Genomic DNA, 20400 nt, shown 5'->3' with positions numbered 1-20400 from the left:
TCCTGTTAGCGGTTGGATGTGCAGAAGGCGTTGTAGGCCTGTACCTGCTCAGGGTGGTTCTTCTGCATCCACCCGGCCACTTCCGCAGGGGAAGAGGTGGGCGGCGGCAGGGTAGCGGTGTTGATGCCGTTGTTGGAAGCGAACTGGCGCAGCATGGTGTAGGCTTTCGTAGGCTTGGGCGCTGCGGTGTTGGGCTGGGGGGCCGTGGGGGCGGGGGAGCCGGCCTTCTTGTCAGCGCCGGGCACGGTGATACCGGCCTGTTTGTTGCTCTGTTCCTTGGCCACGGCATCGCTGACTTCGGAGAGAATCTTGGGGCGCTGCGTCGTGTACCATGTTTTGTCAGGCATGGCCCCTTTGTGGGCGGCCTTGTATTCCTCGACCTTCTGGGCCGCGATGGCGATGGCCAGCTCTGTGGCCTGGAGACCTATCTTCTGTTCCTCGGTCAGTTCGGGGTCATAGCCGAACGAGACGCCCTTGAAGCCCAGCCCGTCGTCCTTCGTTCTGGAGAACATGCTGAAGGAGGCGGAGCTGAGTTCCTTGAGGAAGCCGGTGTAGTCCTTGTTGGTCTCGTCCTGCGCCGCCTTGTTGGTGTCGTACCACTCTTTGGTCTTGTCAGCGCCGTAGATGGTACTCAGGGCGAGGACTTCATCCTGGGTGAGCTGGCCAGTGCTGGAGAGGATATGCACGGCGGTGAGCCCGGCCTGGCTCGCGGGAGCGAGACGCTGGCCTTCCTGCATGGCTTTGTTGAAGCTGTTGACGGACTGGGCAAAGGCGGGCTGGAGCCAGACAGGGACACCGGCGGCATCCATGTTGTCCTTGGTGGGGGGCTTGTCGCCCCAGACCATGACCCCCTGTCCCATCCACTGTTCCGTGGTCAGCTTCTTCTGCCGTTCTTCCATGGCCCAGTAGTGGCGCTGGTCGGCGCGGGCCTGCTCGATGCGCTGGCGCTGGAGGGCGTTCACCTTCTCGGCCACGCCGGGCAGGGAGGAGAGGGCCACGCCGCCGGGCGTCTTCACCAGGTCCAGGGCCTTGAGGGCCACGGGGTTCTTGTCCAGACGCTCGTAAGCATCGAAGACCATCTTGGTGTACATCTCGGCGGCATTGGCATCGAGGACACCGTTGGCAAGGGCCGTCTGGCCATTGGCCATGATGATGTCGGCGATGCGCTGGGCATCTGCCTCCCCGGCGCCGAACACGCTCCCGCCAAGACTGGGGTCGAACATCGCCTCTATCTGTTCGGCGGTCAGCTCGGAGAACTGCTGCATGGTGCGGCTCTCGTTCTGCCGGGCCACATACTGACTGTGTTTGGCCATCATACCGGCCTTGGTCTTGAACTCGTTGGCGCTGAAGTTCTCGGCCAGGGTCAGCTTGTCCTCGTAGGTGTCGAGGTGGTTGTCCTTGCGGAACTGGATGGTGAAGTCGTCCATCCATGCCTTGACCTTCTTCTGGTCGGTCTCGTTGACCATGCCGCTTTGAATGAAGGCGTCTTCCATGGCCTTGGCCTGGTCCACGGCCAGCGCCTTCAGGCGGGCCTGTTCGTAGCCGATTTGCAGGTAGGGGTTGTAGGGGCTGTCCTGGGGGTTCTCCTCCACGAAGTCCTTCCAGTTCTTCCTGTTCTTGTCGAGGTCGGTGTTCTGGGCATACAGCTCCGCGCCCTGCGTGACGGCACGTTCGATGTTGCGGTCATTGATGCGTTCCAGCGCCGGGACCAGGGAGCTGTCCAGGCGGGACAGGGAGCGGGCCAGAATCTCCATACCGGCCCCCACGGTCCTGTCCCGGTCGATGTAGGAAGGGCGGGCCTCGGTATAACTGTAGAGGCCGGAGGCCCTGATGCCGGGATTGAGGGCCGGGGACCTTTGGAGGTCCTGCCGGATGGTGGGCTGAGAGGACCTGCTTTGCTGTGCCATGGCTTATCCTCTCTTCTTGCTGGCGGTAGAGGTGATGTCGGTATGCCTGTTGTATTTGTCATACTTGTCATAGGCCCCGACGGCAGCGCCACCGATGCCGAGGATGGTGCCCAGGGTGTTCATGCCGCTGTTGAAGGACGTTCCCTGGGTGATGTAGTTCTGCTGGGAGTTGATGCGGTTCTGGGCCTTGTCCTTGAAGGAGGACAGGTTCAGCTCATGCCCCACGGAGTTCATCTCGTACTGGTGGCGGATGCTGTCCTTCCTGTTGGCCTGCTCGCGTTCATAGTCGGCCATGAGGTAGTCCAGGGCCATGCCTGCGGCGTTGGTGGAAGCCAGCATGGTGCCTTTCTTTTGCAGCATCTCCTTTTGGACATCCTGGGCCTGCTGGCCGGCCGCTGCCTGTTCCTGCATCTGGCTGATGCGTTCGGCGGCGGATTGTTCGGTGTATTCCCGGATGGCGGCCTGATTGTTCAGCTCCGCCGTGCGGGCGTATTCCGCTGCCTGGGCCTCCTGATAGGCGGCCTGTGCCTGTGCCTGCTGGGCTTGTGCCTGTCCGTTGGCCACGGCGGAGGCTGTGCCGATGAGCAGGGAGGCAATGGGGATGGAAAACGCGCCTCCATCGCACATGGCGATTACCTCCTTTGGAAGTAGAAGTTGATGATGTCGCTCCCTTCTGCGGAAGGGAGTTCCTCGGCTCCGAGCCAGCGGAGCCAGTGTCGCAGCCTGCGGTTGCGCTTGAGGGTCATGTTGTGCATGAAGCCCCCGGAAGACTGGTCGAGGAGCCAGTCCCGGACCAGGGGACACATCTCAAGGAACAAGGCCCTGTCGCTCTGACGGGCGAAGAAGTCCTTGTTGAAGAGCAGCCAGACCACGGCAGGCGGGACGAGCCCGCCCATGCCGATGACATCCAGCGGGTCTCCGGGGCGGAAGAAGGTCACGCAGAGCAGGGAATGCTCGAAGCCGAAGCGCAGGGCCTCTTCCGGCGTATGGCCGGATATATGCTCAAGGTCCCGCAGGTCTTCCTCCCGCAGGGTGTCCTTGAGCAGGTGGATGTCGTAGGGGCAGGAGACCCTGGCGAAGTGCCGCATCTGTAGAGGGATGGTGGGGAGCATCTATACCTGCCTGTGCCTGGTGTTGTAGAAGCCCTCCCAGCTCGCATTGACGAGGGCGAAGGGCAGGAAGGAAGCCGAGGTGGCGGCGATGGAGACCTGTGTGTTCAGGGACAGCACAGGGACCTTTATCTTGCCGGTATAGAGGGGGATGTCCCCGATGACGTTGGCGCCGTGGCCCAGCTCGCGCCCTGTGAAGATGTAGCGGCTGGTCTGGCGGAACGAGGGGGTGACTTCCATCTCAAGGTAGCCGGTGTCGTCGCAGTTGAGGGTCATGCTGCGGAGCTGGAGGCGGCCCGTGGTGATGGCATTGCCCTTGCTCTCTTCCCTGATGGCCTGTTGCGAGAAGGTGTAGGTGCTGCGGTAGGGGATGCCGGCGAAGAACTTTTTGCCGGACGCATCTCCCCTGACCGTCACCGTGTCCCCGCCATGGCTCACGATGTCCAGCAGGACACCGGCCTTCTGGCCCTGGGCCGTCCTGGTCACGAGCAGGGGGGAGAGACCTTCCCTGACCGGCCAGGGCAGGGTGATGGTCGTGGTCTTGGTGGCCTGGTCATACGGGCCGACGATGCACCGCTCTTCCGTGACCTTGCGGTCCAGGCAGTATTCGATGGGCTCGCCGGGGTCCTTGAAGGCCGGGGCGAAGTCGCAGACTTCCAGCCATACGCCGTCGTCATATTCCATGACGCAGTAGAACTTGCTGGTGAACATGGCCCCGGAAAGCACCGTGCCCGCCATGTCCCAGCGGCTCCAGGCGGACTGAATCTTTTCGGAGCCGTTCCAGTAGTATTTGTAGAGCCAGATGGAATCCCGCTTGTTCCGCGACAGGACCAGCAGGAGGTCCTCGTTGGTGGAGCAGATGAGCTTGAAGATGCCCCCTGTGATGTAGCGGGGAACATGGGCCGTCACGTCGGCGGCATCGTTCTGGTCGCTGTTGTCGGGCAGGGTGAGGTACTCGCGCACGCCGCCCCACTCGCCACGGCGGGTGGCGAAGAAGACCGTCTTCCCGGCGGAGACCGGAGCGGCGGACATGTCGGCCTCGAACTCCGTCACCGGCTTGATGCTGACGGTGGCGTTGGCGAGGACCGTATCATGCTCCATGGTGAACTGGGTCTGGTCGCTGAACAGGATGATGCCCCCGGAGAAGACGGCGGCGTGCTGGAGCAGCGAGGATTTGACGTTGGACGCGGCCACGTCGATGACATCGGAATCCACCATGGTGGTCACGGTGGTGACGAAGAAGTTGAAGAACTCGCCCGTCTCGGACATGACCACGTTGTCCTCGGAGAGGAAGGCCAGCCGGTTGCGATAGAAGAACAGGCCGTTGATGGTCCTGTCCACGAAGGAGGGCAGGGGGGCGGAATCCTCGTCACCGCAGGCCCGTTCGGCCCAGTCCAGCTTGCCGAAGGTGAAGGTGCCGTCGGCCTGGCGGATGAGGCCGTGGGGCATGGTGCCGGCGTCCAGCTTGCTGGGGATGCCAGGCTTGACCGTCTCTTTCCAGAGGCCGGTGCCGAAGTCCGAGTTCCCGTCCATGAGCTCGAAGCGGACATAGTAGTTGTCGAAGCTGGAGCTGGCGTCCCCGATGACCTCGGTCACGAAGTCGCGGGGGGCGGCGGTGAGCAGGTCGCTGAACCGCTGGGTGGTGCCCTTGCACAGGGACGTGTGGGTGTTGGAGCGGGTGTCGGCAACGGCTATCTTGAAATCGCTGCCGTCCTTGGTCCGAATCCAGATGGTGGAGTTCACGGCCTGGGCGGTATACGCGCCGTTCTTGTTGATGGCTTCCGTGAGCTTGTCGGCTATCTCCTTGGAGCTGAGGCTGTCGGCAGGCTCGTCGGCGGGGGCCACGCCGTCCAGCGTGGTGAAGGAAGCGGAGACGGCCCCTTCGCCTTCGCCCAGGGTCACGGTGTAGGTGGTGTTGTAGCTGGCCTGCTTGATGAAGACCAGGGCCTCCGGGGGACGTTTGGGCGTCAGGCTCTCCGCATCTGCCTTGACCGTCACACGGCGGTTGACGATGAAGGTGTAGTCATTGATGGTCTGGGCGCGGAAGTCGGCCATGGGGTCCTGGGCCTGGGCCAGATAGGCTTTGGCCGATTCATCGACCGTCACGGTCTTTTCGGTGCCGTCGAGGTCGAAGACCTTGATGCCGTCCTTGTAGATGAGGACGAGGTATTTTTCCCGCTCGTCCCGGTTGATGGGATGCATGAACACGGACGACCCCAGGCCCCTGGCCGTTGCGGCGTCCATGAGCCGGGCCACGCTGTTCATGGCCGGGCGGCGTTTGAGGAAGTCCGTCACCGAGGAGAAGCAGTTGACCTGTTCTTCGCCCTGGGTGGGCAGGCGGACGTTCTGGGGCTGCTGGCTGACGCCGGAGATGAGGTTGGGGATGGAAGAGGAAACGAGCTGGCCCATGCTTACCGCAGCCTCCCTATGCCCCTGTTGTACAGGGCTGTCACAGGCCGCCATGTCCCGGTGGGGGGCAGGGTGCCCTTGATGATGTTGGGCCTGTCGGCCTTGCGTTCCTCGGCCTGCATCTGGGCGCGGGCGCGGGCCTCGTCCTGCTGGTGGAAGGCGGAGAGGGTGTTGGAGCCCACCACACGTTCCTGGAAGACACGCAGGGACTTGAGGGTGATGTAGCGGCGGCAGGCTTCGGGGAGCTGCTCGAAGCCGAGGAGCAGCGTCACCGTCACCTTGATGGCCGTTTCCCTGGGGAAGATGTAGGTATGACGGATGCGGTCGTAGACGTACTGGCCACGGATGACCAGTTCCCTGTCATCGGGGTCCCGGAAGTGGACCCGGACGATACTGGGGTGGAGCTTGATGCGCCCGTCATCGCCGGGGGTGAGGGGGTAGTCGTCCTCGGTGTTCCATTGCCAGCCTTCGGTCTGCACTTCCTTGGAGACCTCGGCAAGGATGTTGAGGGCGACGGCCACGTCCGAAGTGGTATCGGACAGGGAGTTCACAGGCGCTTCCCCGATACCGGAAAGGATGATGTTGACGGCGGACAGTTCGGATGTGGGCGTGGTGAAGATGGCCGTAGTGGTGTTGGTAGGCATCCTGTGGCCCTCCTTGGCCGTAAAAACCCCGCAGGGTCCGTGATGGACGGCCTGCGGGGGGATGGATGGTTCTTGGTCAGGGACTAGGCGGCTTCCTTGGAGATTTCGATGGCGCAGCCGGGGCGCAGGATGCCGTGCCCCATGGCGTATTTGCCCACCATCATGGTGGACTGGTACATGATATGGAAGTCGGAACCGGACTTCTCCACGGTCAGGTCCTTCAGCTTCACGGTGCCGATGGCTTCCTTCTGGAGACAGAGGGCCACGGTGTTGGTGAAGTCGCCGCTGTAGTCGTTCTTTTCGCCGGTGACCTTCGTGACGTTGGTGTTGGGCAGGTTGTTGGACTTGATAATCTGGATACCGGCCACCTTGAGGACGGAACCATCGGCGTAAACACCGGCACCGCCCCAGTCGCGATTCAGCACCTTGGTGGTCTGGGCCAGCAGGTAGTACTGCGCAGGTTTAACGATAAGAGTACGTTCCCATTCGGTGATGTCCTTTTCATCGAAAATCTGGGCGCAGGAGAACATGGCCTCGGCCAGCACCTCGCCGTTGGTCTCCACGGTGGGGCCGCCCTTGATGACGGAGCCACCGGGTTCGCCGTCGATGAGGCCCTTGGCACGGGCGGCCAGGACGCCCACACGCATGGTCTTCTTGTCGAACTCGCGGGCCAGAGCCCAGCCGAGCTGCTTGGAGTATTCCTGACGCACGTCGTAGTGGTTCTTGGCGTCATCCAGGTCGTAGATGGCCACGTCGGCGATGAGCAGGTCGTCGATGTTGATGACACGCTCTTCGGTGGCAATCTTGTTGCTGCCGAGGATGGCGGTGCCGGGGGTGTGGTAGCGGGCAGCCGCCTTGCCCAGCAGGGCGAAGCTGGCGGACTTGCCGTGGTCGATGGTGCGGACGCGATGCAGGTCCTTCATGACGTTGCGCTCTTCAAAGGCGGTCATCACTTCGCCGGTGAAGGTCTTCATGAAGAGGGCATCGCTTTCACCGGCAAGGTTCTTTTGACCGGGGAGGGAAAGGGTCAGGTTTTCAGCCATAAACTGGTTGGCTCCTTTGGAGTTGAGGTTGCGGGGTCAGAAACCCACACCGAGCATGGCGGCCAGCAGGGTGGTCACATGGTCGATGCAGGAGGGGGGCAGGGTCTTACCCCATTCCGGGAAGAGGATGGGGATGATGATGAGACGCCCGGCGACTTCCCAGGCGAACAGGATGGCGCAGACCCAGCCCAGGAAACCGCGCCAGAGCCGGAGGATGGATGCGGGTGCCCCGGCCACCTCAGCCTCGTTGATGCGGGCCTGGGCCGCGTTGATGCCGGACCTGTCGGGCAGAATCTTGTTCAGCAGGGAAGCGCCGATACGGGCAAGGGATGTCCACATAGGCACCTCAGAAATCGAAGCGGAGTTCGCCTGTTTTGAAGTAGTGGGATTCGGTCTTGCGGCGTTTGGTGAGACCGGCCAGAGAAACCTTTTTGCCGTTGACGGTGGCCTTGTCCCAACGCAGCATCTCGCGGGCCGCCCCTTCCCAGTCCAGCGCCTTGATGCGCTTGAGCATGGTGGAGGACAGCAGGTTGCCTTCGCCAAGATTGAAGGTCCAGGAGGTGAGGGCCACCAGACGGCGGGCCGCTTCCTCCGGGGTGTCGCTTTGGGAGAGGTACCCGCCCGCGTGCCGGATGACGGCCAGGGCGGCGGTGGTCAGGTCCACGATGAGCAGGGCCTCGGCCTCGGCTTCATTGACGGGAGGGGTGGAGAGGGTCACGTCGCCCCCGGTATGCCCGTAGCCGATGGTGGTGACCCCGGCAGGGCAGAGGTAGGGTTTGGAGCGGAAGCCCTCGTAGTGTTTGGTGATGGTCAGGATGTCGGGGTTCTGGAAGGCCAGCGCGGTGGAAATGAGGATACTTATGAGGAACACCTCCTAGTAACCGAAGAAGGTGGAAGCGCCGGTCTTGCGTTCCACCTCGCGGGTGTAGGCGCTGTCCTTGCCGTAGCGGGGGTCCCGCATGGCGGCCACCATCTCTTCCTTGGAGGCATACCCGGCCACACCGCCGGAGCGGGCCGCCGGGGCACGACCGCCCAGCAGGACGGGTTCCGCGCCTTCCGAGGCCTGGTAGCGGGCCACGAGGCCGGACACGGCCATCTTGATGAGCGGGATGTTGCCGGAGTTCATGGCCTCGTTATAGGCATCGACATCTTCCTTCGGCATGTTCCTGGCCGCCCACGCGGTCATGGCCTGATAGCTCTCCATGCCCCCGGCCATGCTGGTGATGTCCGTAACGGTCTGGTTCATCAGGGCTTCATTGCCGCGCAGGTAGGCCTCGACGTGCTTCTTGGTGATGCCCGCCTTTTCCAGCTCCTTGTAGGATTCCTCGCTCAAGTCACCGGAAGCCATGTATTCCCGCTCGAACTTGGTGAAGTCGAGGCCGTTCTCTTTCAGGGCCTCGGCGGCTTCTTCTTTGGTCGCCTTGGAAATGCGCTCCAGGACTTCGGGGGATTCGTTGTCCCCCTCCTTTACCTGCTGCTCTTCCCCTTCCTTCCCGTCGTTTTCCTGTGCCTCCACGCCTCCCTCAGCGGGAGCGTCAGCAGCCACAGAAGCATCAGCATGTTCCTTGCCGCCTCCCTCACCGGCTTTGGGGTCTTCAGGACCGGCGACTTCATAGGGGGCATCGATGCTGGACACGTTGTTTTCACTCATGTTTCCCTCGCGGATGGTATGGGTGGGCTAGTTGTGGATGACGCGGAGCTTGCCGGACGTGCCGATGGGCAGGGCGGTCGAAGGTTTCCGGGTCTCGGCTTTGGCACCCTGTTTGGTGCCGGGATTGCTCAGGGTCAGACCGCCGGGAGAAGCCGGGGCCTTGGTTTCGGTGGCCGGGGTATTAGCCATTGTTTCCTCCGTTGCTGTTTTGCTGGCTGGCGGCGAATGCCTGGTTCAGCATCCCGCCGCCCTGTCTGACGGCTTCCGGTCCCAGGTTCTCCAGCATGGACTGCTGCTGGGCCATCTGCTGCGCCTGCTCCTGTTCCGCCTGAAGTTCCTCAGGGGTCTTGACCAGGCCCTCGGTGGTGATGCCCATAGCCGAGGCCAGCCGTTCGACGGCGTTGTGGGGATTGAGCAGTCCGAGGAAGGAATCCCCGAAAGTCGTCGCTCCGGCTTGCAGGAACTCCATGAGCTTGTTCTTGTCCGTGCCGCGCCCGATGGCCTCGAAGCCGGTGACGATGGCGGGGGTGACAAGCTCCTTGGGGAGTTTGGGGAGCCGTTTCTGTTTGGTCATGGCGGCCATGCGGCTGCGGATGTAGGGGAGCTGGAACTCCTGGGCCACGGTGGTGTAGACACCCCCAAGCCCCGCTTCCAGCTCCTGGGCAATCATGCGAATCTCTTCCGCCGTGACGCGCTCCTTGTCCCGGCGCATACCGTCCACCATGAGGAAGGCGGTCTTGAGGGACTGCTCGATGGCCTGAATCTTGGCGGCCACCACCTGGAAGTCGGCCCCTTTCTGGACCTGGAGACAGGACACGTCATCGCCCCGTCCTTCCAGCACGTCGCCGTTGGACGCTTCGGCCACGGCACGGGCGCTGGTGACGGAGTTGGGTTCCACGAAGAAGAGCATCTTGGAAGAGACGATGGCACCTTCGACCATCGCCTGGTTCAGAGATTCGAGGCTGGTCAGGTCGCCGAGCTGCTGTTCCACGAAGCCCCGCCCGTAGTTCTCACCCGCGATGCTGTACATGCGGACGGGGAACCAAGGGCACACCTCCGGCTTGTAGCTGCCGGTGGAACCGGGAACCTCGTGGCCAAAGACCTCCTGCCTGACTTTCCACAGACCGGCCTCACGGCGGAGGTGGGTGTAGATGTCCACTTCGTCCTTGCCGTCACCGGGGCGTGCTTCCAGCAGTTTGGACACCTGCGCCCCGGTATCGCCTTCCAGTTCCTTGAGGGAGGCCAGGAAGTCTTCCGGCAGGGCGTGGATGCTGACGGTCTCCCTGACGATGATTTCGACGGGCGTCCCGGCGCTGTCCCTGTCCACCACATAGCGGGACAGGGGGAACATGCGCAGGCCACTTTTGCCGTCGTTGTGGAACAGGACATTGCCCCCGACGATGAGGTGCATGTTGGCCTCATGGACCACGGGGCGGTCCGCCGTGGATTCAATGTCCGCGAGGACGGCCTGCTCCACACGGGACAGGGCCTTGTTGATTTTGGTCTGGAACTCCCTGTCCCCTTCATCCTCCACCTCCTGCTCCATGACCATGTTGTTGACCCGCAGCCGGAAGCAGGGCTCGTTGGGCGGGAGCATGGTCATCAGGAGCTTGGAAGCGAGGTTCGTCACCCCGTTGGCCCCCACGCTCTGGTAGAGCGAGGGGAGCTTTTTGCCGTTGGGGTCGTCGTCGCGGGGGATGAGGTAGGGAAGGGTGAGGGCGGAACAGTCGCGAGCCCGGTCAAGGTAGGGCTGGCGGTCAACGGCCAGGGCCTCGTAGCGGGAGCTGGAGGTCTGGCCGCCGGTATCGTTAGCGGGGGATGGAGAGGCCACTGGTGCCGCCTCCCGCGCCGCCGACGCCGCCCATGTTGAGGTTGATGCGCAGGGCGGCGGTGCCCTTGCGTTTGGCCTCGTTGGCGTTCTGGCGTTTAGCGCCTTCGTTGATGATGGGGGCCTCTGCCACTTCTTCCGCCGGGGGCGGGGTGGCGGCCACCTGGGGCTGCGGGGCCTCCACCACCTTGGGCTTGCTGGGGGCACCACCGAAAATGCTGCCACTGCACATAAAGCTTTTCCTTATGGGGTTGAGGGTTGAAAGACTACACGACGCGGCCTTCCCGGATGCGGCGGACCATAGCCGTCTTGAGGGCATCCACCAGTTGCCGCTTCCCGGCATACATCCAGATTTCCCTCTCGCTCTGGTCGGGCAGGGGACAGCGATGGGGGACCAGCTTGTCGAGACCCTCCACGAGGTCAGGCGTCAGGGGCAGGTCATCAAGGGAGCGTATGAGAGGTTTGTCAGAGGGAACGAGGGGAGGATACACGGGACAACTCCTGGTTTTCAGAGGCAAGGAGAAGGGCGGAGCCGTCAGGTAACGCCACGGTCTTTTCCGGCAGCTCACGCATGTAGGGACCGGTTTTGAGCCAGTCGATATGCCGCAGCACATAGCCCGGTACATCTTTCCTGTCCGCGCCAGTCCACAGCCACAGGTCCATGCTTTCGGGCATGAGGCGGCGCAGGGAGCGCAGGAACTCTTCGACTTCCGCAGGCTCCGTCTGGCACAGGAGGTCGCCCCCAAGAATCCAGACGTTGCGGAAGGTGCCCGTGCCCAGCTTGTAGCGGTGGGCCGCAAGCCATTTGTCCCAGCGCGCCCCGTGGCCGAAGGCCTGGGCCTCCGGGTTGTGGCAACCGGGACAATCACGGGTGCAGCCGGAGACGTATACTTCCAGCGCACTGTGGCGCAGGTTTATCTCGGAGCCGATGATGCGAAACATGGCCGGGCACGCTACTTCATTTTGCGGGGGCGGCTGTCCCACCAGCGAAGGAAGAACTCGGCGGCACAGAAGCCGCCAAAGGCACCGACAAAGGTAATGAGGAATGTGAGCATGTTGTCTACCCCTTTGCTTTGAGGAACGCCCTGTGCGGCCAATCATGTTCGCGGCGAGTGACGTTCCAATGTTTGGTGTTGGTGAGGAATCCCACGACACGGGTGAAGGTGTCGGCGATGGGTTTGCCGCAGACGGGGCAGGTGTCATCGCCGTGGCCCACGGTCATGTGGCCCGCCTCGCAGCGGTTGATGGCGTAGTTGATGGCGAAGTACACCACGCCGGAGGCGGCTGCATGATGGATAAGGGCTTCCATGACTTCCGGCTTCTCGATGCGGTCGGCCACGTTGAGGTGGCAGATGGCGCCGCCGGTGCAGTAGCCGTCCAGTTCACCCTGGATGCGGATGCGGTCCAGCATATCGACGCCCTCTTCCCAGAGGGGGATGAACTGGTTGGAGTACAGCGCCCAGCCTTCGGGATTCTTGCCCAGGATGGTGTCTTTGCGGGCCAGCTTGACGGCGCTGGATTCGCCGGGGACCTGCTCCATGTTGTGGGGGGTGCCAAGCTGTTCCGTCATGCACTCATTGGTCGCATTGATGGTTTCAAGGATGCGCTTGGCGACCTTCAGGCCTTCCGGCTCGCGCAGGTCATAGCCTAAGATGTGGAGGGCCTCGTACAGACCGGTGAAGCCGCAGGTGGAGAACTGGCGCTTCAGGTCCATGTAGCCGAGCTTGTACAGCGGCAGGCTGCCGCGTTCGATACGGTCGGCGATGAAGCGGCGTTTGGCGTGGTTGATGAAGGCCGCCATCATGGCCACCGCCTCAACAGCATCCAGCATCTCCGTGACAGCGGACTCATTGTCTTTGCCGGCGGTCTCTGCGGAAGCCGCCCGCGCAAGGGTGGGCAGGTTGAGCGTGGCCACACCGAGACTGCCAATCTTGGTGCTGCCAGCCCCAAACGAATTGGCATAGCCGAGGTCGTTGATGTTCGACCGCAGACGGCAGCAAGACGAAAGGGTGCTGGTCTCGCCAACGTAGATGTTGATGAAACCGAATTTCAGGTTGTGGTTGGCGATGTGTTTGACGAAGGCCGGGTCGGCCAGTTCCTTGCCGTCTTCAGCCAGGGAGAAGCAGGCCGTCACCACAGGGAAGGTGGCGGGGTCCCGTTCGAGAACCTGATTGAAGCAGGAGAGGAAAACGTCCTGCACCTTCTTCACGGTCTCGATACGGGGGGCCTTGTCGTTGATGACGTAGGCGGGCGCGAGCTGGGCAAGGAAGTTGTCGTCATAGACGCTCACGTTGGTGAACGGGCTCTGGTTGCCCCGGAACTCCCAGTTGAGCGTGTAGATGAGCGAGGTGAGCTGTTCGGCCACATAGGTCCAGACGCGCTCTTCCTTGCCGATTTTGACGTGATTGTCGTAGCCGGTGGTCAGGATGTCGTCGATGTACCGGGACGCAACGATGAGCAGGTCGGCAAGGCCGGTGGCCCCCAGGGTGCTGTTGGCGGCGTAGACCGTGAATTGCTCCACCTGCCGCAAGAAGGTGGCAAGGCTCTTGGCCGGGACGATGTTGAGACGCCCCCCCATCTTCAGGCCCTCCAGGGCGATGTCGTACATGGAGTAATTGAAGCAGTAGGGACGCCCGATGTCCCAACTGTCATTGATGTAGAGCAGGCCGTCCACCTCACTCTTGATGGCGAGGTCGGCGGTCTCCTCGTCGAACCCATCACGCAGGGAGAGCCACAGGTTGTACAGGGAGTTCAGCTTCATGTACGCCTTGGGCACTTCATAATTGAAGGTGATGACATCCCTGCCGCTGACGTTGGCGTTGGGGTCGATGCTGTGGTCAGCCGTGGCCGCGCCCTTGCGGTTGGAAGAGCGGAAGAAATCCCGCGCCATGTGATTGATGTCGAGCTGCTCAGGGGAGATGCCCGACAAAGCAAAAAGCTCCGCAGGGGATTGTTTGCGGAGCTTTTCAATCAGGGCCGTGAAAGCCGGGTCGAAAGACTGGTGAAGTTCCATCACTCGCTTACTTCCATGTATTCATAAGGTTTCAGAGCTTCCTTGATGAGCGGGAGCTGGAAGTCGAGGTTGCTCTTTTTCATGCCGATGACCTCCAGAGGAAAGTCGGGGGTGTTGGTGCGACGCCGTTCCACGCAGACATCCTTGGGAGTGGTCAGGTGGATGACCTTCACCTGATAGCGCATGTCCTCGGCGAGCTGCTTCCAGCGTTTCACATAGGAAGCGCGGACGGTGCATTCATCCACCACCACGTCCAGACCGCGCAGCATATGGGCACGGGCGAAGGTGTAGGCCATACCGTGAATCTGCTGCTCCAGGGGGCCGTAGTAGCGGTGGCCGTGGGCGGCACGGAGGTCGTCGGCACAGATGACCTGGACGCCCTCAGGCACCAGCTTGGTGTTCACATAGGTGCTTTTGCCCGCGCCAGGCAGGCCCAGCATGATGTAGAGGGTGGGCTGTTTCACATTCAGAGATTCCATGTCACTTTCCTGTTTCTAGTTGAGGGTAACGGGGACGGACCTGACCACATGGCCGAGGTCCGGGGCATGGTAGGCCGGGCCTTTCAGGACCTTGCCGTCGGCCCGCTTGAGGGCCTTGCCCGTTTCCGGGTCCAGCTTGGACATGTTGGATTCATGCACGAGGCGCAGGGCCTCGTTGATGTCGATGCCCAGGCGGGCGGCCAGCCAGTAGCAAACGTAGATGAGGTCGGCCAGCTCCTTCACGAAGTTGGCCCGGCCTTCGGCGGCGGGCAGGGGAGCGACCCCCCAAAGCCCCCGGAAGGCCTGTTCCAGTTCGCAGGCTTCCTCGGCGATGAGCTTCATGCCCAGTTCCGCACCGCTCCTGTCATCCCAGCCCTGGGAGACGGGCTGGCCCATAGCCGTCATGAATTGGGCCAGCATGGCGAGGCCGTCGTTGTGCTTAGGCATGGATGGCTCCTTCGCTTTTCTCGTGAGCGATGAGGCGGTCGAGGTAGTCGCGGGCCTTCTCAAGGTCGGCGATGCCGCCCTTCTTGCGCCAGCGGCAAACATACTTGATGATGTTGCCTTCGGGATAGGGGATGCCGTTGCGCAGGCAGAAGTCGATGACATCCACGGCCATGCCACTGTAGTGGGCGGGCTTGGCCACCGGAGCGGAGGCAGGCGTGGCCTTGGTTTCCGCCAGAGCGGCGTTGAGGACCGAGATGTCGAGGACGAAAGCGGAATGTCCACTGCATTGTTTGCAGGGCTCTTCGTTACCCCGGCGTCCGGCATAGGCGCAGTGTTCACAGCAAATCAGCGCATTGCAGGAGGTTCCCATAGGTTCACCTTTTTCGTGTTGAAGTCGTATTCCCCGTCCCGCAGGATGCGGGCCAGGCGGGCCATGGTCAGGGCGTAATCTTCACCGAACCCGGCCTTGGCATAGGCGGCCGCCACCACGGACCACATGGCTCCGGGGGTGGGCTCCACAGCATCCAAGGCCTTGGCGGCGGTGGCCGGGCCGAACTTGGGACAGCCGGGATAATTGTCGGTCATGTCGCCCATGAGGGCCTGCATCATGAACCAGCGGTCGGCCTCTTCCTGCGTGATTTCCTGGATGCCGTCGTCCGGCCTGCCGATGTTGAAGAACAGGCCGGGGATGGAGCGGAGGTCCTTGTCGATGGAGACCACCACGGTCTCCGTTTCGTCGGTACGCAGACGGGAGGAGAGGATGCCCAGGAGGTCGTCCGCTTCCAGCGTCGGCTCGCGCATGACCGTCTCGCCACTGCCGTTGATGATGCTGTCGCGCAGGGCGGAGAGGGCCACAGGCTTGGGCTTGCCCACACGGTTGGTCTTGTAGGGAGGATAGAGCCCCCTGCGGAAGTTCTCCCCGGTATCCCCGGAGAAGCAGAGGATGGCATCCTTCGTACCCAGGGTGTCCTTGATGAACTCCATACGGTAGGAAAAGGACCACATGGCCTCGGTAAGGCTGCCGATGGGGAAGCAATTGTCCCCGTCGAAGCAGATGACTTTCTCTGTTCCTGCACATGCCTGATAGGCAAGGACATCTGCGTCGATGAGCAGGACACGTTTTTTCTTCTTTTCCACTTAGTGCAACCAAACCTTTTTGCTAGGATTTATGGAGATGGTCGGGCATGGTGTCGCCTTTGCCTTCATCTTCCGTCCCGTCCGGGTCTTCCGCATCAGCCAGACGGTCGGGCCAGAGAAGGTCCGGGTGATTGCACTGGCCGAGGATGGTGGAGATGAACTCGCGCCACTCCCGCAGCTTGTGCCCACGCCGTTGGCGGATGATGTTTTGCAGGACAGCGTAGTTGGTGGAGACCATGCGGGTCTGGAGGAAGGAATGGGGCAGGAGGTTGTTGAGCCCGTCGAAGTTCCCGGCCAGACGCATGTTCTCAAGGATATTCAGGATGTCGGGATGCAACCCGCTCTCGAACATGTTCTGTGTGATGGGGGACTTCATGAGGGTGTGCATGGTGGATTCAGACTGGGTGACAGTTCCCACCTTGTAGGTGTCGAACTGCTTCCACCAGTACAGGGGAGCCGTGATGAGCAGGTCCGCCCGCAACATGCGGAGGAATTTGTCATGGCCGTTGCCAAGGCCGGACAGCCTGCGAGCCCGCATGAGGAGGCGGTTGGCGACCCCCTCATGGAGGGTCGTGTACATGAAATCTACAGGGTCGATGTTGGACGTGACACCGAAGGAAAGGCCGAGGCCATACAGGGCGGCTTGTTCTCCGCTCTCATGGAAAATCAGGACGTTCATCCCCGCCCCCTACATGACGTTCAGGTCCATGTGGGCACCGAGCTTCAGGCCACGGATGTTGGACAGCTCCATGTCCTTGAGGCTGTCCAGTTCGTCCTTCTTGAACAGGGTAACGCTGACGCCGGCATCTTCGGCCTTGGCCACGGCGTCCGTGAACGCGGCCCAGGTGGTCTTGAGGCTCAGTTCGATGAGGTCGATGGACATGGGGGCCTTGTTGCCGGTGTTGATGAAGAGGCTCATGTTTGCTCCTTTGAAAAAAGTAGTGCCGCCCTATGAGGCCGGGCGGCGGGGCACGGGAGGGGAGAGAGGAAAGCCCTACTGGAGGGGCTGAATCGCGGCATCGACCACGACGCTGCCTTCATGGCAGGTGGTGGCGGCGGTGATGCGGCCTTCCCACGACGTGATGCCTTCGGGCAGGTTGCGGCAGGGGATGACGAGCTGGCCCGCGCCCTTGAAGCCGGGGCGTTTGCCGATGGTGCGGGCGTTGCTCTGGCCTTCTTCGGCGGGGGTGATGAGGAACTCGCCGGAGCCGGTGGCGTAGCCGCACAGGACCTTGGAGCCCAGGGCCAGCATGTGGTCGTCGGAAGCCAGGAACTCAGGGGAGAAGAGGAACACGAGGTCGCCCTTCTTGGTGAAGAACAGGGAGACATCGGGATGTTCGCGACGGGTGACGACGGTACGGGTGACGGGGATGAGGGAGAACTGTTCGAACATGGGGTATCCTTTGGTTTAATGGGTCTCTGCCCAGTTGTTGCCTATCTTGTATTTGCCTGTGGTCGGACAGCGCATGGCGAAGTGCCGTCCGGCCATCTCGATGGATTCCACGAAGAGCTTGCCCAGGGCCTCGGCATGTTCCGCCGGGCACTGGAACTGGGCTTCATCCTTGCTGTATTCTCCCATTACTGGGAGTGTCGGACTATATCATCAGAAAATGGCACATCTTCTGCCTTGCGCTTCGAGCGAGCATGACGGCAACTTCACGCGGCTCTACTCCATTACTGGATAGTCTCTGCACCTTCCCTTTCCAGTTGCGTACCCATTCGCACGCCGTTGAAAACGTCACACCAAACTTTTCCCCAAGCGCAGTACCAGTGCAGCGATGCTCTTCCCAATAAAGAGACGCCTCAAAATACCGACTGATATACCGCTGCCTGTTCCCGTGAGTTGTATGTTCCTGAGACGGGAGAACCTCAAGATGGTCAGGGTTACAGCACGCCCTGTTGCCGCAGACGTGATGTACTTCAAAGTCAGAAGGTACAGGCCCGTTATGTTTTTCCCAAACATAAATGTGGTACATACGGAGCTTGCCTTCTATACGTTTCCTGAAATAACCATCAGAGTTGAGTTTGTGTGAGACGGGAACAATACATCCTGTTTTCTCGTCCTGTTTCAAAACGAGGGGTTTTCGTGCCATATATTGCTCCGGGCTTGGTTCAGGATTGCCCCTGTGGGGTTTCCCTGAGTTCACAAGGTTTAACGTCCACAATGAAGAGTTCATGGACGTGCAATACCTGGGTATAATCCCTGCCCTGGACCCAGCCGAAGCGGGCCTTGGCTTCCTTGTTGCAGATGACCGTGGCCAGTTTGACCAGCACGGCACCGGCGGACTGGAGCAGGGTATTCAGGGCCGCGTGTTTGGAGCGGACGTGCAGGCGTCGTTTGTCGATGCCATAGAGCCAGGGGCGGGCCGAGACGGCGGCCTGCACATCGTCGATGAGACACTTGATGGCCGGGATGGCCTTGAAGAACTTGGCCTTGAGGCGCTTGCCTATCTGGGCCTGTCGTGCCGGGGAGGCGTAGGGTTCCACGATGGAGCCGAGCTTCGTGTCGCCCGCTCCATATAAGAAGGCGTATATAAATGTCTTTGCACTGTCTCTTGTTGCAAGTCCTGCCGCCTTCTGGTTGGCGGTGTGGATGTCGCCGTCCAGCAGTTCCCGCACATAGGCCCCGCCGTCATAGCGGGCCATGTAGTGGCCGAGCATCCGCAGCTCAAGACCGCTGGCGTCGGCCCCCACCTGCACCCATCCGGGCCGGGCAGGGTCCACGCGGAACAGGGAGCGGCAGGCATGGCCGTAGGTGCCGTGCGCCGGAATCTGGGCCAGGTTGGGGCTGTTGTGTGTGCATCTTCCGGTGACGGCCCCGCAGGTGATGACGCGACCGTGGAGTTTGCCGTCGCGCACCAGCTTGAGCCAGCCGTTGTTCCCGTCGGCCAGCATCCCCATTATCTTGGTGAGTTCGAGGTACTCACAGAGCAGGGGGCAGGGCGGGTAGTCGAGGGAGCCCAGGGTGTCGCCATCGACCTTGGGCAGGCCGGTGGGGGTGAACTCGGAGGGCTGCCAGCCGTACTCTTCGGCGAGGCGCTCGGCAATCATCTGGGTGCTGCCGGGGTTGAACTCCACATACCGGACCTTGATGAAGGGCTGCCCCTTCACATAACCACGGGTCTTGTTGTTCGCCTTGGGGATGAAGACCTCCTCCATCCGCTTGGGCGGGAACATCTTGCACAGCGTGCGCTTGATGTCGTCCCGCTTGGCGCAGAGGTCGGCATAGAGGGCGGCGGCCCCTTGTTCGTCGAAGGGGACGCCATCCTGCTCTTGCCGAAAGATAATCTTCTGGAACTCATGCTCGATGGCCAGGGCTTCGGGGCTGTAGTTCTGCTCCAGGATGAGGCGGTAGAGTTTGTCCAGCACCTCCACGTCCTGCATACAGTAGTCCTGCATCTCCTGGGACCACGCCGCCCATGCGTCCTCCTTCTTCCCGTACTCCCCTTTGTACTCGCCGAGGCGGTAGCCCCACGCCTCAAGACTGTGCTTGCCGCAGAGCTTGGCCGGGAACGGGACGCCGCCTTTGCGCCTGGCTTGTTTGCGGAGGCGCTCGAAGTCCAGGTCCTTGAGGTTGGTCCAGATGAGGCGGCTTGCCGTGAGGGTATCGAAGAGCTGTTCGGGGAGGCGGACATCAGGATAGAGCTTGGCCAGCGCCGGGCTGTCGAAGCACAGGCCGTTGTGGGCAACGAGGAGAGGGGCCGAAGCCAGCAGCTCCAGCCCCTCCTCGATGTGGCCCGGTCCGAAGGAATAGGTCCTGCCGCCGGGATACTCCTTGGCACAGATGCAGTGGACCTTGCTGCATGAATCCAGCAGGCCGTCCGTCTCTATGTCGAAGAGCAGGGCAGGCGTATCGGGCGTGGGTATCCAGCCGGTATCGAGACCATCATACAGCTCACGCTGCATGGGAGACGCCCTTGTCCCTGGAAGGGGCGGTGAAGCCCTTCTTCATGATGAGCTTGCCCTCGTGGTACAGGCGCGTCAGGAGCTTCTGGCCTTCGGGCAGGACGTGTATGGTCGTGGTGCCATAATCCTTGTTGAACTTTTCCGTGAAGTGGGTGTCACGGTAGCGGGCATAGACACGGTATCCGACGCCGGGGACGTAGTAGAGTACATTGGCCGTACACAGGGAACGCTTGACCGCCATGAGGTTGACGCCTTCGAGGCGGCGGCGGAAGTCGGTCAGGGTGAGGACATTGGGGGCCACCACCTCGTCGTAGACGGCGGCCTTGGGCTCGGCGATGGCCAGCCTGCCCTCCACCTCCTGCTTCTCCTCGATGGCCAGCGCCCATGCCTTGGCCGCTTCCACGGGATTGCGGAAGTCGGGTAGGCCCAGGGACGTGGGGTCGTCGGGGATGAGGCTGTAGCGGCCCGTCTTGCGCAGGGAAGGCAGGACCTCCTCGACCACCCAGTCCTGGAAGCGCACGGCATCCGGCAGGTTGGACCGCATGATGAGGCGGTACACGTCGGCTTCGGGGATGATGGAGAGGCCACGGGGGCTGGAAGTCAAAAGTTCCGATTCGGAACCTTTCAATATTTTCGCATATTTGCAATGGTCAAGGACAGCTTTGGACGGAAGGGCATATCCCAGAGCCAGCGCCATGTCCCGCGCCACGAACCACGGCTGGCCCTCGGCATCCAGCAGGACGCGGAGGCTGACGCCGGGCAGGGTGGGGGTGGTGAAGGTCTGGGGGGCCTGGAAGGAAGGGGGGGTGTTCTCGGTGTTCGTCATG

The 20400-nt window shown here is 61.9% G+C and carries 26 protein-coding genes; all 26 read right to left on the bottom strand.

The window, feature by feature from the left end:
- Positions 1-5 precede the first annotated feature (5 nt).
- The 26 genes from Q4I12_RS13710 to Q4I12_RS13585 all read right to left on the bottom strand — a co-directional run bounded on the left by Q4I12_RS13710 (position 6) and on the right by Q4I12_RS13585 (position 20399).
- Entirely contained in the window at positions 6-1907 is a 1902-nt protein-coding gene (locus Q4I12_RS13710; protein ID WP_302262043.1) for a hypothetical protein, read from the bottom strand.
- A gap of 3 nt (positions 1908-1910) precedes the next feature.
- Positions 1911-2534 (bottom strand): virion core protein, T7 gp14 family, encoded by a 624-nt coding sequence (locus Q4I12_RS13705; protein ID WP_302262042.1) that lies wholly within the window; start codon positions 2532-2534, stop codon positions 1911-1913.
- Positions 2535-2539: 5 nt separating this feature from the next.
- Entirely contained in the window at positions 2540-3019 is a 480-nt protein-coding gene (locus Q4I12_RS13700) for a hypothetical protein (RefSeq protein ID WP_302262041.1), read from the bottom strand.
- Positions 3020-5425, bottom strand: coding sequence for a phage nozzle protein (locus Q4I12_RS13695; RefSeq protein ID WP_302262039.1), 2406 nt, complete (start codon positions 5423-5425; stop codon positions 3020-3022).
- Positions 5426-5427: 2 nt separating this feature from the next.
- Positions 5428-6069, bottom strand: coding sequence for a phage tail tubular protein A (locus Q4I12_RS13690; protein ID WP_204673939.1), 642 nt, complete (start codon positions 6067-6069; stop codon positions 5428-5430).
- A gap of 83 nt (positions 6070-6152) precedes the next feature.
- Positions 6153-7112 carry a phage capsid protein gene (locus tag Q4I12_RS13685; protein WP_302262037.1) on the bottom strand — a complete coding sequence of 320 codons (960 nt, stop codon included), beginning with the start codon at positions 7110-7112 and terminating at the stop codon, positions 6153-6155.
- A gap of 36 nt (positions 7113-7148) precedes the next feature.
- Positions 7149-7451: a hypothetical protein gene (locus Q4I12_RS13680; RefSeq protein ID WP_302262036.1), complete on the bottom strand. Its 303-nt coding sequence runs from the start codon at positions 7449-7451 to the stop codon at positions 7149-7151.
- A 7-nt stretch (positions 7452-7458) separates the two neighbouring features.
- Positions 7459-7983 carry a lysozyme gene (locus Q4I12_RS13675; RefSeq protein ID WP_302262035.1) on the bottom strand — a complete coding sequence of 175 codons (525 nt, stop codon included), beginning with the start codon at positions 7981-7983 and terminating at the stop codon, positions 7459-7461.
- 3 nt (positions 7984-7986) lie between these two features.
- Entirely contained in the window at positions 7987-8763 is a 777-nt protein-coding gene (locus Q4I12_RS13670; protein WP_302262033.1) for a capsid assembly protein, read from the bottom strand.
- Between the two features lie 27 nt (positions 8764-8790).
- Complete coding sequence (locus Q4I12_RS13665) at positions 8791-8952, bottom strand: hypothetical protein (protein WP_302262032.1); 162 nt, start codon at positions 8950-8952, stop codon at positions 8791-8793.
- Positions 8945-10594, bottom strand: coding sequence for a portal protein (locus Q4I12_RS13660; protein ID WP_302262030.1), 1650 nt, complete (start codon positions 10592-10594; stop codon positions 8945-8947). Before Q4I12_RS13660 ends, Q4I12_RS13665 begins: the two co-directional genes overlap by 8 nt.
- Positions 10572-10823, bottom strand: a complete 252-nt coding sequence (locus Q4I12_RS13655; protein ID WP_302262029.1) for a hypothetical protein — start codon at positions 10821-10823, stop codon at positions 10572-10574. Before Q4I12_RS13655 ends, Q4I12_RS13660 begins: the two co-directional genes overlap by 23 nt.
- Positions 10824-10857: 34 nt before the next feature.
- Positions 10858-11082: a hypothetical protein gene (locus tag Q4I12_RS13650; RefSeq protein ID WP_302262028.1), complete on the bottom strand. Its 225-nt coding sequence runs from the start codon at positions 11080-11082 to the stop codon at positions 10858-10860.
- Positions 11057-11533 carry a 4Fe-4S cluster-binding domain-containing protein gene (locus tag Q4I12_RS13645; protein ID WP_302262027.1) on the bottom strand — a complete coding sequence of 159 codons (477 nt, stop codon included), beginning with the start codon at positions 11531-11533 and terminating at the stop codon, positions 11057-11059. The genes Q4I12_RS13650 and Q4I12_RS13645 overlap by 26 nt, the downstream gene beginning before the upstream one ends.
- A 118-nt stretch (positions 11534-11651) precedes the next feature.
- Positions 11652-13604 (bottom strand): anaerobic ribonucleoside-triphosphate reductase, encoded by a 1953-nt coding sequence (gene nrdD, locus Q4I12_RS13640; RefSeq protein WP_302262124.1) that lies wholly within the window; start codon positions 13602-13604, stop codon positions 11652-11654.
- Positions 13604-14083 carry an ATP-binding protein gene (locus tag Q4I12_RS13635; RefSeq protein ID WP_302262026.1) on the bottom strand — a complete coding sequence of 160 codons (480 nt, stop codon included), beginning with the start codon at positions 14081-14083 and terminating at the stop codon, positions 13604-13606. Before Q4I12_RS13635 ends, nrdD begins: the two co-directional genes overlap by 1 nt.
- 15 nt (positions 14084-14098) lie before the next feature.
- The gene (locus Q4I12_RS13630; RefSeq protein ID WP_302262024.1) at positions 14099-14530 is read right to left on the bottom strand and encodes a nucleoside triphosphate pyrophosphohydrolase family protein; all 432 of its coding nucleotides are present in this window, start codon (positions 14528-14530) and stop codon (positions 14099-14101) included.
- Positions 14523-14900 (bottom strand): DUF3310 domain-containing protein, encoded by a 378-nt coding sequence (locus tag Q4I12_RS13625; protein WP_302262021.1) that lies wholly within the window; start codon positions 14898-14900, stop codon positions 14523-14525. Before Q4I12_RS13625 ends, Q4I12_RS13630 begins: the two co-directional genes overlap by 8 nt.
- The gene (locus Q4I12_RS13620) at positions 14876-15667 is read right to left on the bottom strand and encodes a hypothetical protein (RefSeq protein WP_302262019.1); all 792 of its coding nucleotides are present in this window, start codon (positions 15665-15667) and stop codon (positions 14876-14878) included. The genes Q4I12_RS13625 and Q4I12_RS13620 overlap by 25 nt, the downstream gene beginning before the upstream one ends.
- Positions 15668-15689: 22 nt before the next feature.
- A complete protein-coding gene (locus Q4I12_RS13615; RefSeq protein ID WP_302262018.1) occupies positions 15690-16346 on the bottom strand; it encodes a hypothetical protein in 657 nt (218 codons plus the stop codon).
- A 9-nt stretch (positions 16347-16355) separates the two neighbouring features.
- Entirely contained in the window at positions 16356-16586 is a 231-nt protein-coding gene (locus Q4I12_RS13610) for a hypothetical protein (RefSeq protein WP_204674282.1), read from the bottom strand.
- 75 nt (positions 16587-16661) lie between these two features.
- Positions 16662-17060 (bottom strand): hypothetical protein, encoded by a 399-nt coding sequence (locus Q4I12_RS13605; protein ID WP_302262016.1) that lies wholly within the window; start codon positions 17058-17060, stop codon positions 16662-16664.
- Positions 17061-17075: 15 nt separating this feature from the next.
- The gene (locus Q4I12_RS13600) at positions 17076-17246 is read right to left on the bottom strand and encodes a hypothetical protein (protein ID WP_302262015.1); all 171 of its coding nucleotides are present in this window, start codon (positions 17244-17246) and stop codon (positions 17076-17078) included.
- Between the two features lie 16 nt (positions 17247-17262).
- Positions 17263-17760: an HNH endonuclease signature motif containing protein gene (locus Q4I12_RS13595; RefSeq protein WP_302262014.1), complete on the bottom strand. Its 498-nt coding sequence runs from the start codon at positions 17758-17760 to the stop codon at positions 17263-17265.
- Positions 17761-17779: 19 nt separating this feature from the next.
- Positions 17780-19573 (bottom strand): DNA polymerase, encoded by a 1794-nt coding sequence (locus Q4I12_RS13590; RefSeq protein WP_302262013.1) that lies wholly within the window; start codon positions 19571-19573, stop codon positions 17780-17782.
- Positions 19563-20399, bottom strand: a complete 837-nt coding sequence (locus Q4I12_RS13585; protein WP_302262012.1) for a BRO-N domain-containing protein — start codon at positions 20397-20399, stop codon at positions 19563-19565. Before Q4I12_RS13585 ends, Q4I12_RS13590 begins: the two co-directional genes overlap by 11 nt.
- Position 20400: the final 1 nt, after the last annotated feature.

The organism is Desulfovibrio piger (assembly GCF_951793255.1).
Lineage (GTDB): Bacteria > Desulfobacterota > Desulfovibrionia > Desulfovibrionales > Desulfovibrionaceae > Desulfovibrio.
This window is presented reverse-complemented; position numbering and strand designations above follow the sequence as displayed.

Coding starts and splice junctions, on each gene's coding strand:
- Q4I12_RS13600 (WP_302262015.1), bottom strand. CDS start 17,246: ATGGGAGAATACAGCAAGGATGAAGCCCAGTTCCAGTGCCCGGCGGAA.
- Q4I12_RS13630 (WP_302262024.1), bottom strand. CDS start 14,530: ATGCCTAAGCACAACGACGGCCTCGCCATGCTGGCCCAATTCATGACG.
- Q4I12_RS13705 (WP_302262042.1), bottom strand. CDS start 2,534: ATGTGCGATGGAGGCGCGTTTTCCATCCCCATTGCCTCCCTGCTCATC.
- Q4I12_RS13665 (WP_302262032.1), bottom strand. CDS start 8,952: ATGGCTAATACCCCGGCCACCGAAACCAAGGCCCCGGCTTCTCCCGGC.
- Q4I12_RS13635 (WP_302262026.1), bottom strand. CDS start 14,083: ATGGAATCTCTGAATGTGAAACAGCCCACCCTCTACATCATGCTGGGC.
- Q4I12_RS13655 (WP_302262029.1), bottom strand. CDS start 10,823: ATGTGCAGTGGCAGCATTTTCGGTGGTGCCCCCAGCAAGCCCAAGGTG.
- Q4I12_RS13590 (WP_302262013.1), bottom strand. CDS start 19,573: ATGCAGCGTGAGCTGTATGATGGTCTCGATACCGGCTGGATACCCACG.
- Q4I12_RS13610 (WP_204674282.1), bottom strand. CDS start 16,586: ATGAGCCTCTTCATCAACACCGGCAACAAGGCCCCCATGTCCATCGAC.
- Q4I12_RS13695 (WP_302262039.1), bottom strand. CDS start 5,425: ATGGGCCAGCTCGTTTCCTCTTCCATCCCCAACCTCATCTCCGGCGTC.
- Q4I12_RS13605 (WP_302262016.1), bottom strand. CDS start 17,060: ATGTTCGAACAGTTCTCCCTCATCCCCGTCACCCGTACCGTCGTCACC.
- nrdD (WP_302262124.1), bottom strand. CDS start 13,604: ATGGAACTTCACCAGTCTTTCGACCCGGCTTTCACGGCCCTGATTGAA.
- Q4I12_RS13585 (WP_302262012.1), bottom strand. CDS start 20,399: ATGACGAACACCGAGAACACCCCCCCTTCCTTCCAGGCCCCCCAGACC.
- Q4I12_RS13625 (WP_302262021.1), bottom strand. CDS start 14,900: ATGGGAACCTCCTGCAATGCGCTGATTTGCTGTGAACACTGCGCCTAT.
- Q4I12_RS13615 (WP_302262018.1), bottom strand. CDS start 16,346: ATGAACGTCCTGATTTTCCATGAGAGCGGAGAACAAGCCGCCCTGTAT.
- Q4I12_RS13645 (WP_302262027.1), bottom strand. CDS start 11,533: ATGTTTCGCATCATCGGCTCCGAGATAAACCTGCGCCACAGTGCGCTG.
- Q4I12_RS13700 (WP_302262041.1), bottom strand. CDS start 3,019: ATGCTCCCCACCATCCCTCTACAGATGCGGCACTTCGCCAGGGTCTCC.
- Q4I12_RS13595 (WP_302262014.1), bottom strand. CDS start 17,760: ATGGCACGAAAACCCCTCGTTTTGAAACAGGACGAGAAAACAGGATGT.
- Q4I12_RS13690 (WP_204673939.1), bottom strand. CDS start 6,069: ATGCCTACCAACACCACTACGGCCATCTTCACCACGCCCACATCCGAA.
- Q4I12_RS13670 (WP_302262033.1), bottom strand. CDS start 8,763: ATGAGTGAAAACAACGTGTCCAGCATCGATGCCCCCTATGAAGTCGCC.
- Q4I12_RS13680 (WP_302262036.1), bottom strand. CDS start 7,451: ATGTGGACATCCCTTGCCCGTATCGGCGCTTCCCTGCTGAACAAGATT.
- Q4I12_RS13685 (WP_302262037.1), bottom strand. CDS start 7,112: ATGGCTGAAAACCTGACCCTTTCCCTCCCCGGTCAAAAGAACCTTGCC.
- Q4I12_RS13710 (WP_302262043.1), bottom strand. CDS start 1,907: ATGGCACAGCAAAGCAGGTCCTCTCAGCCCACCATCCGGCAGGACCTC.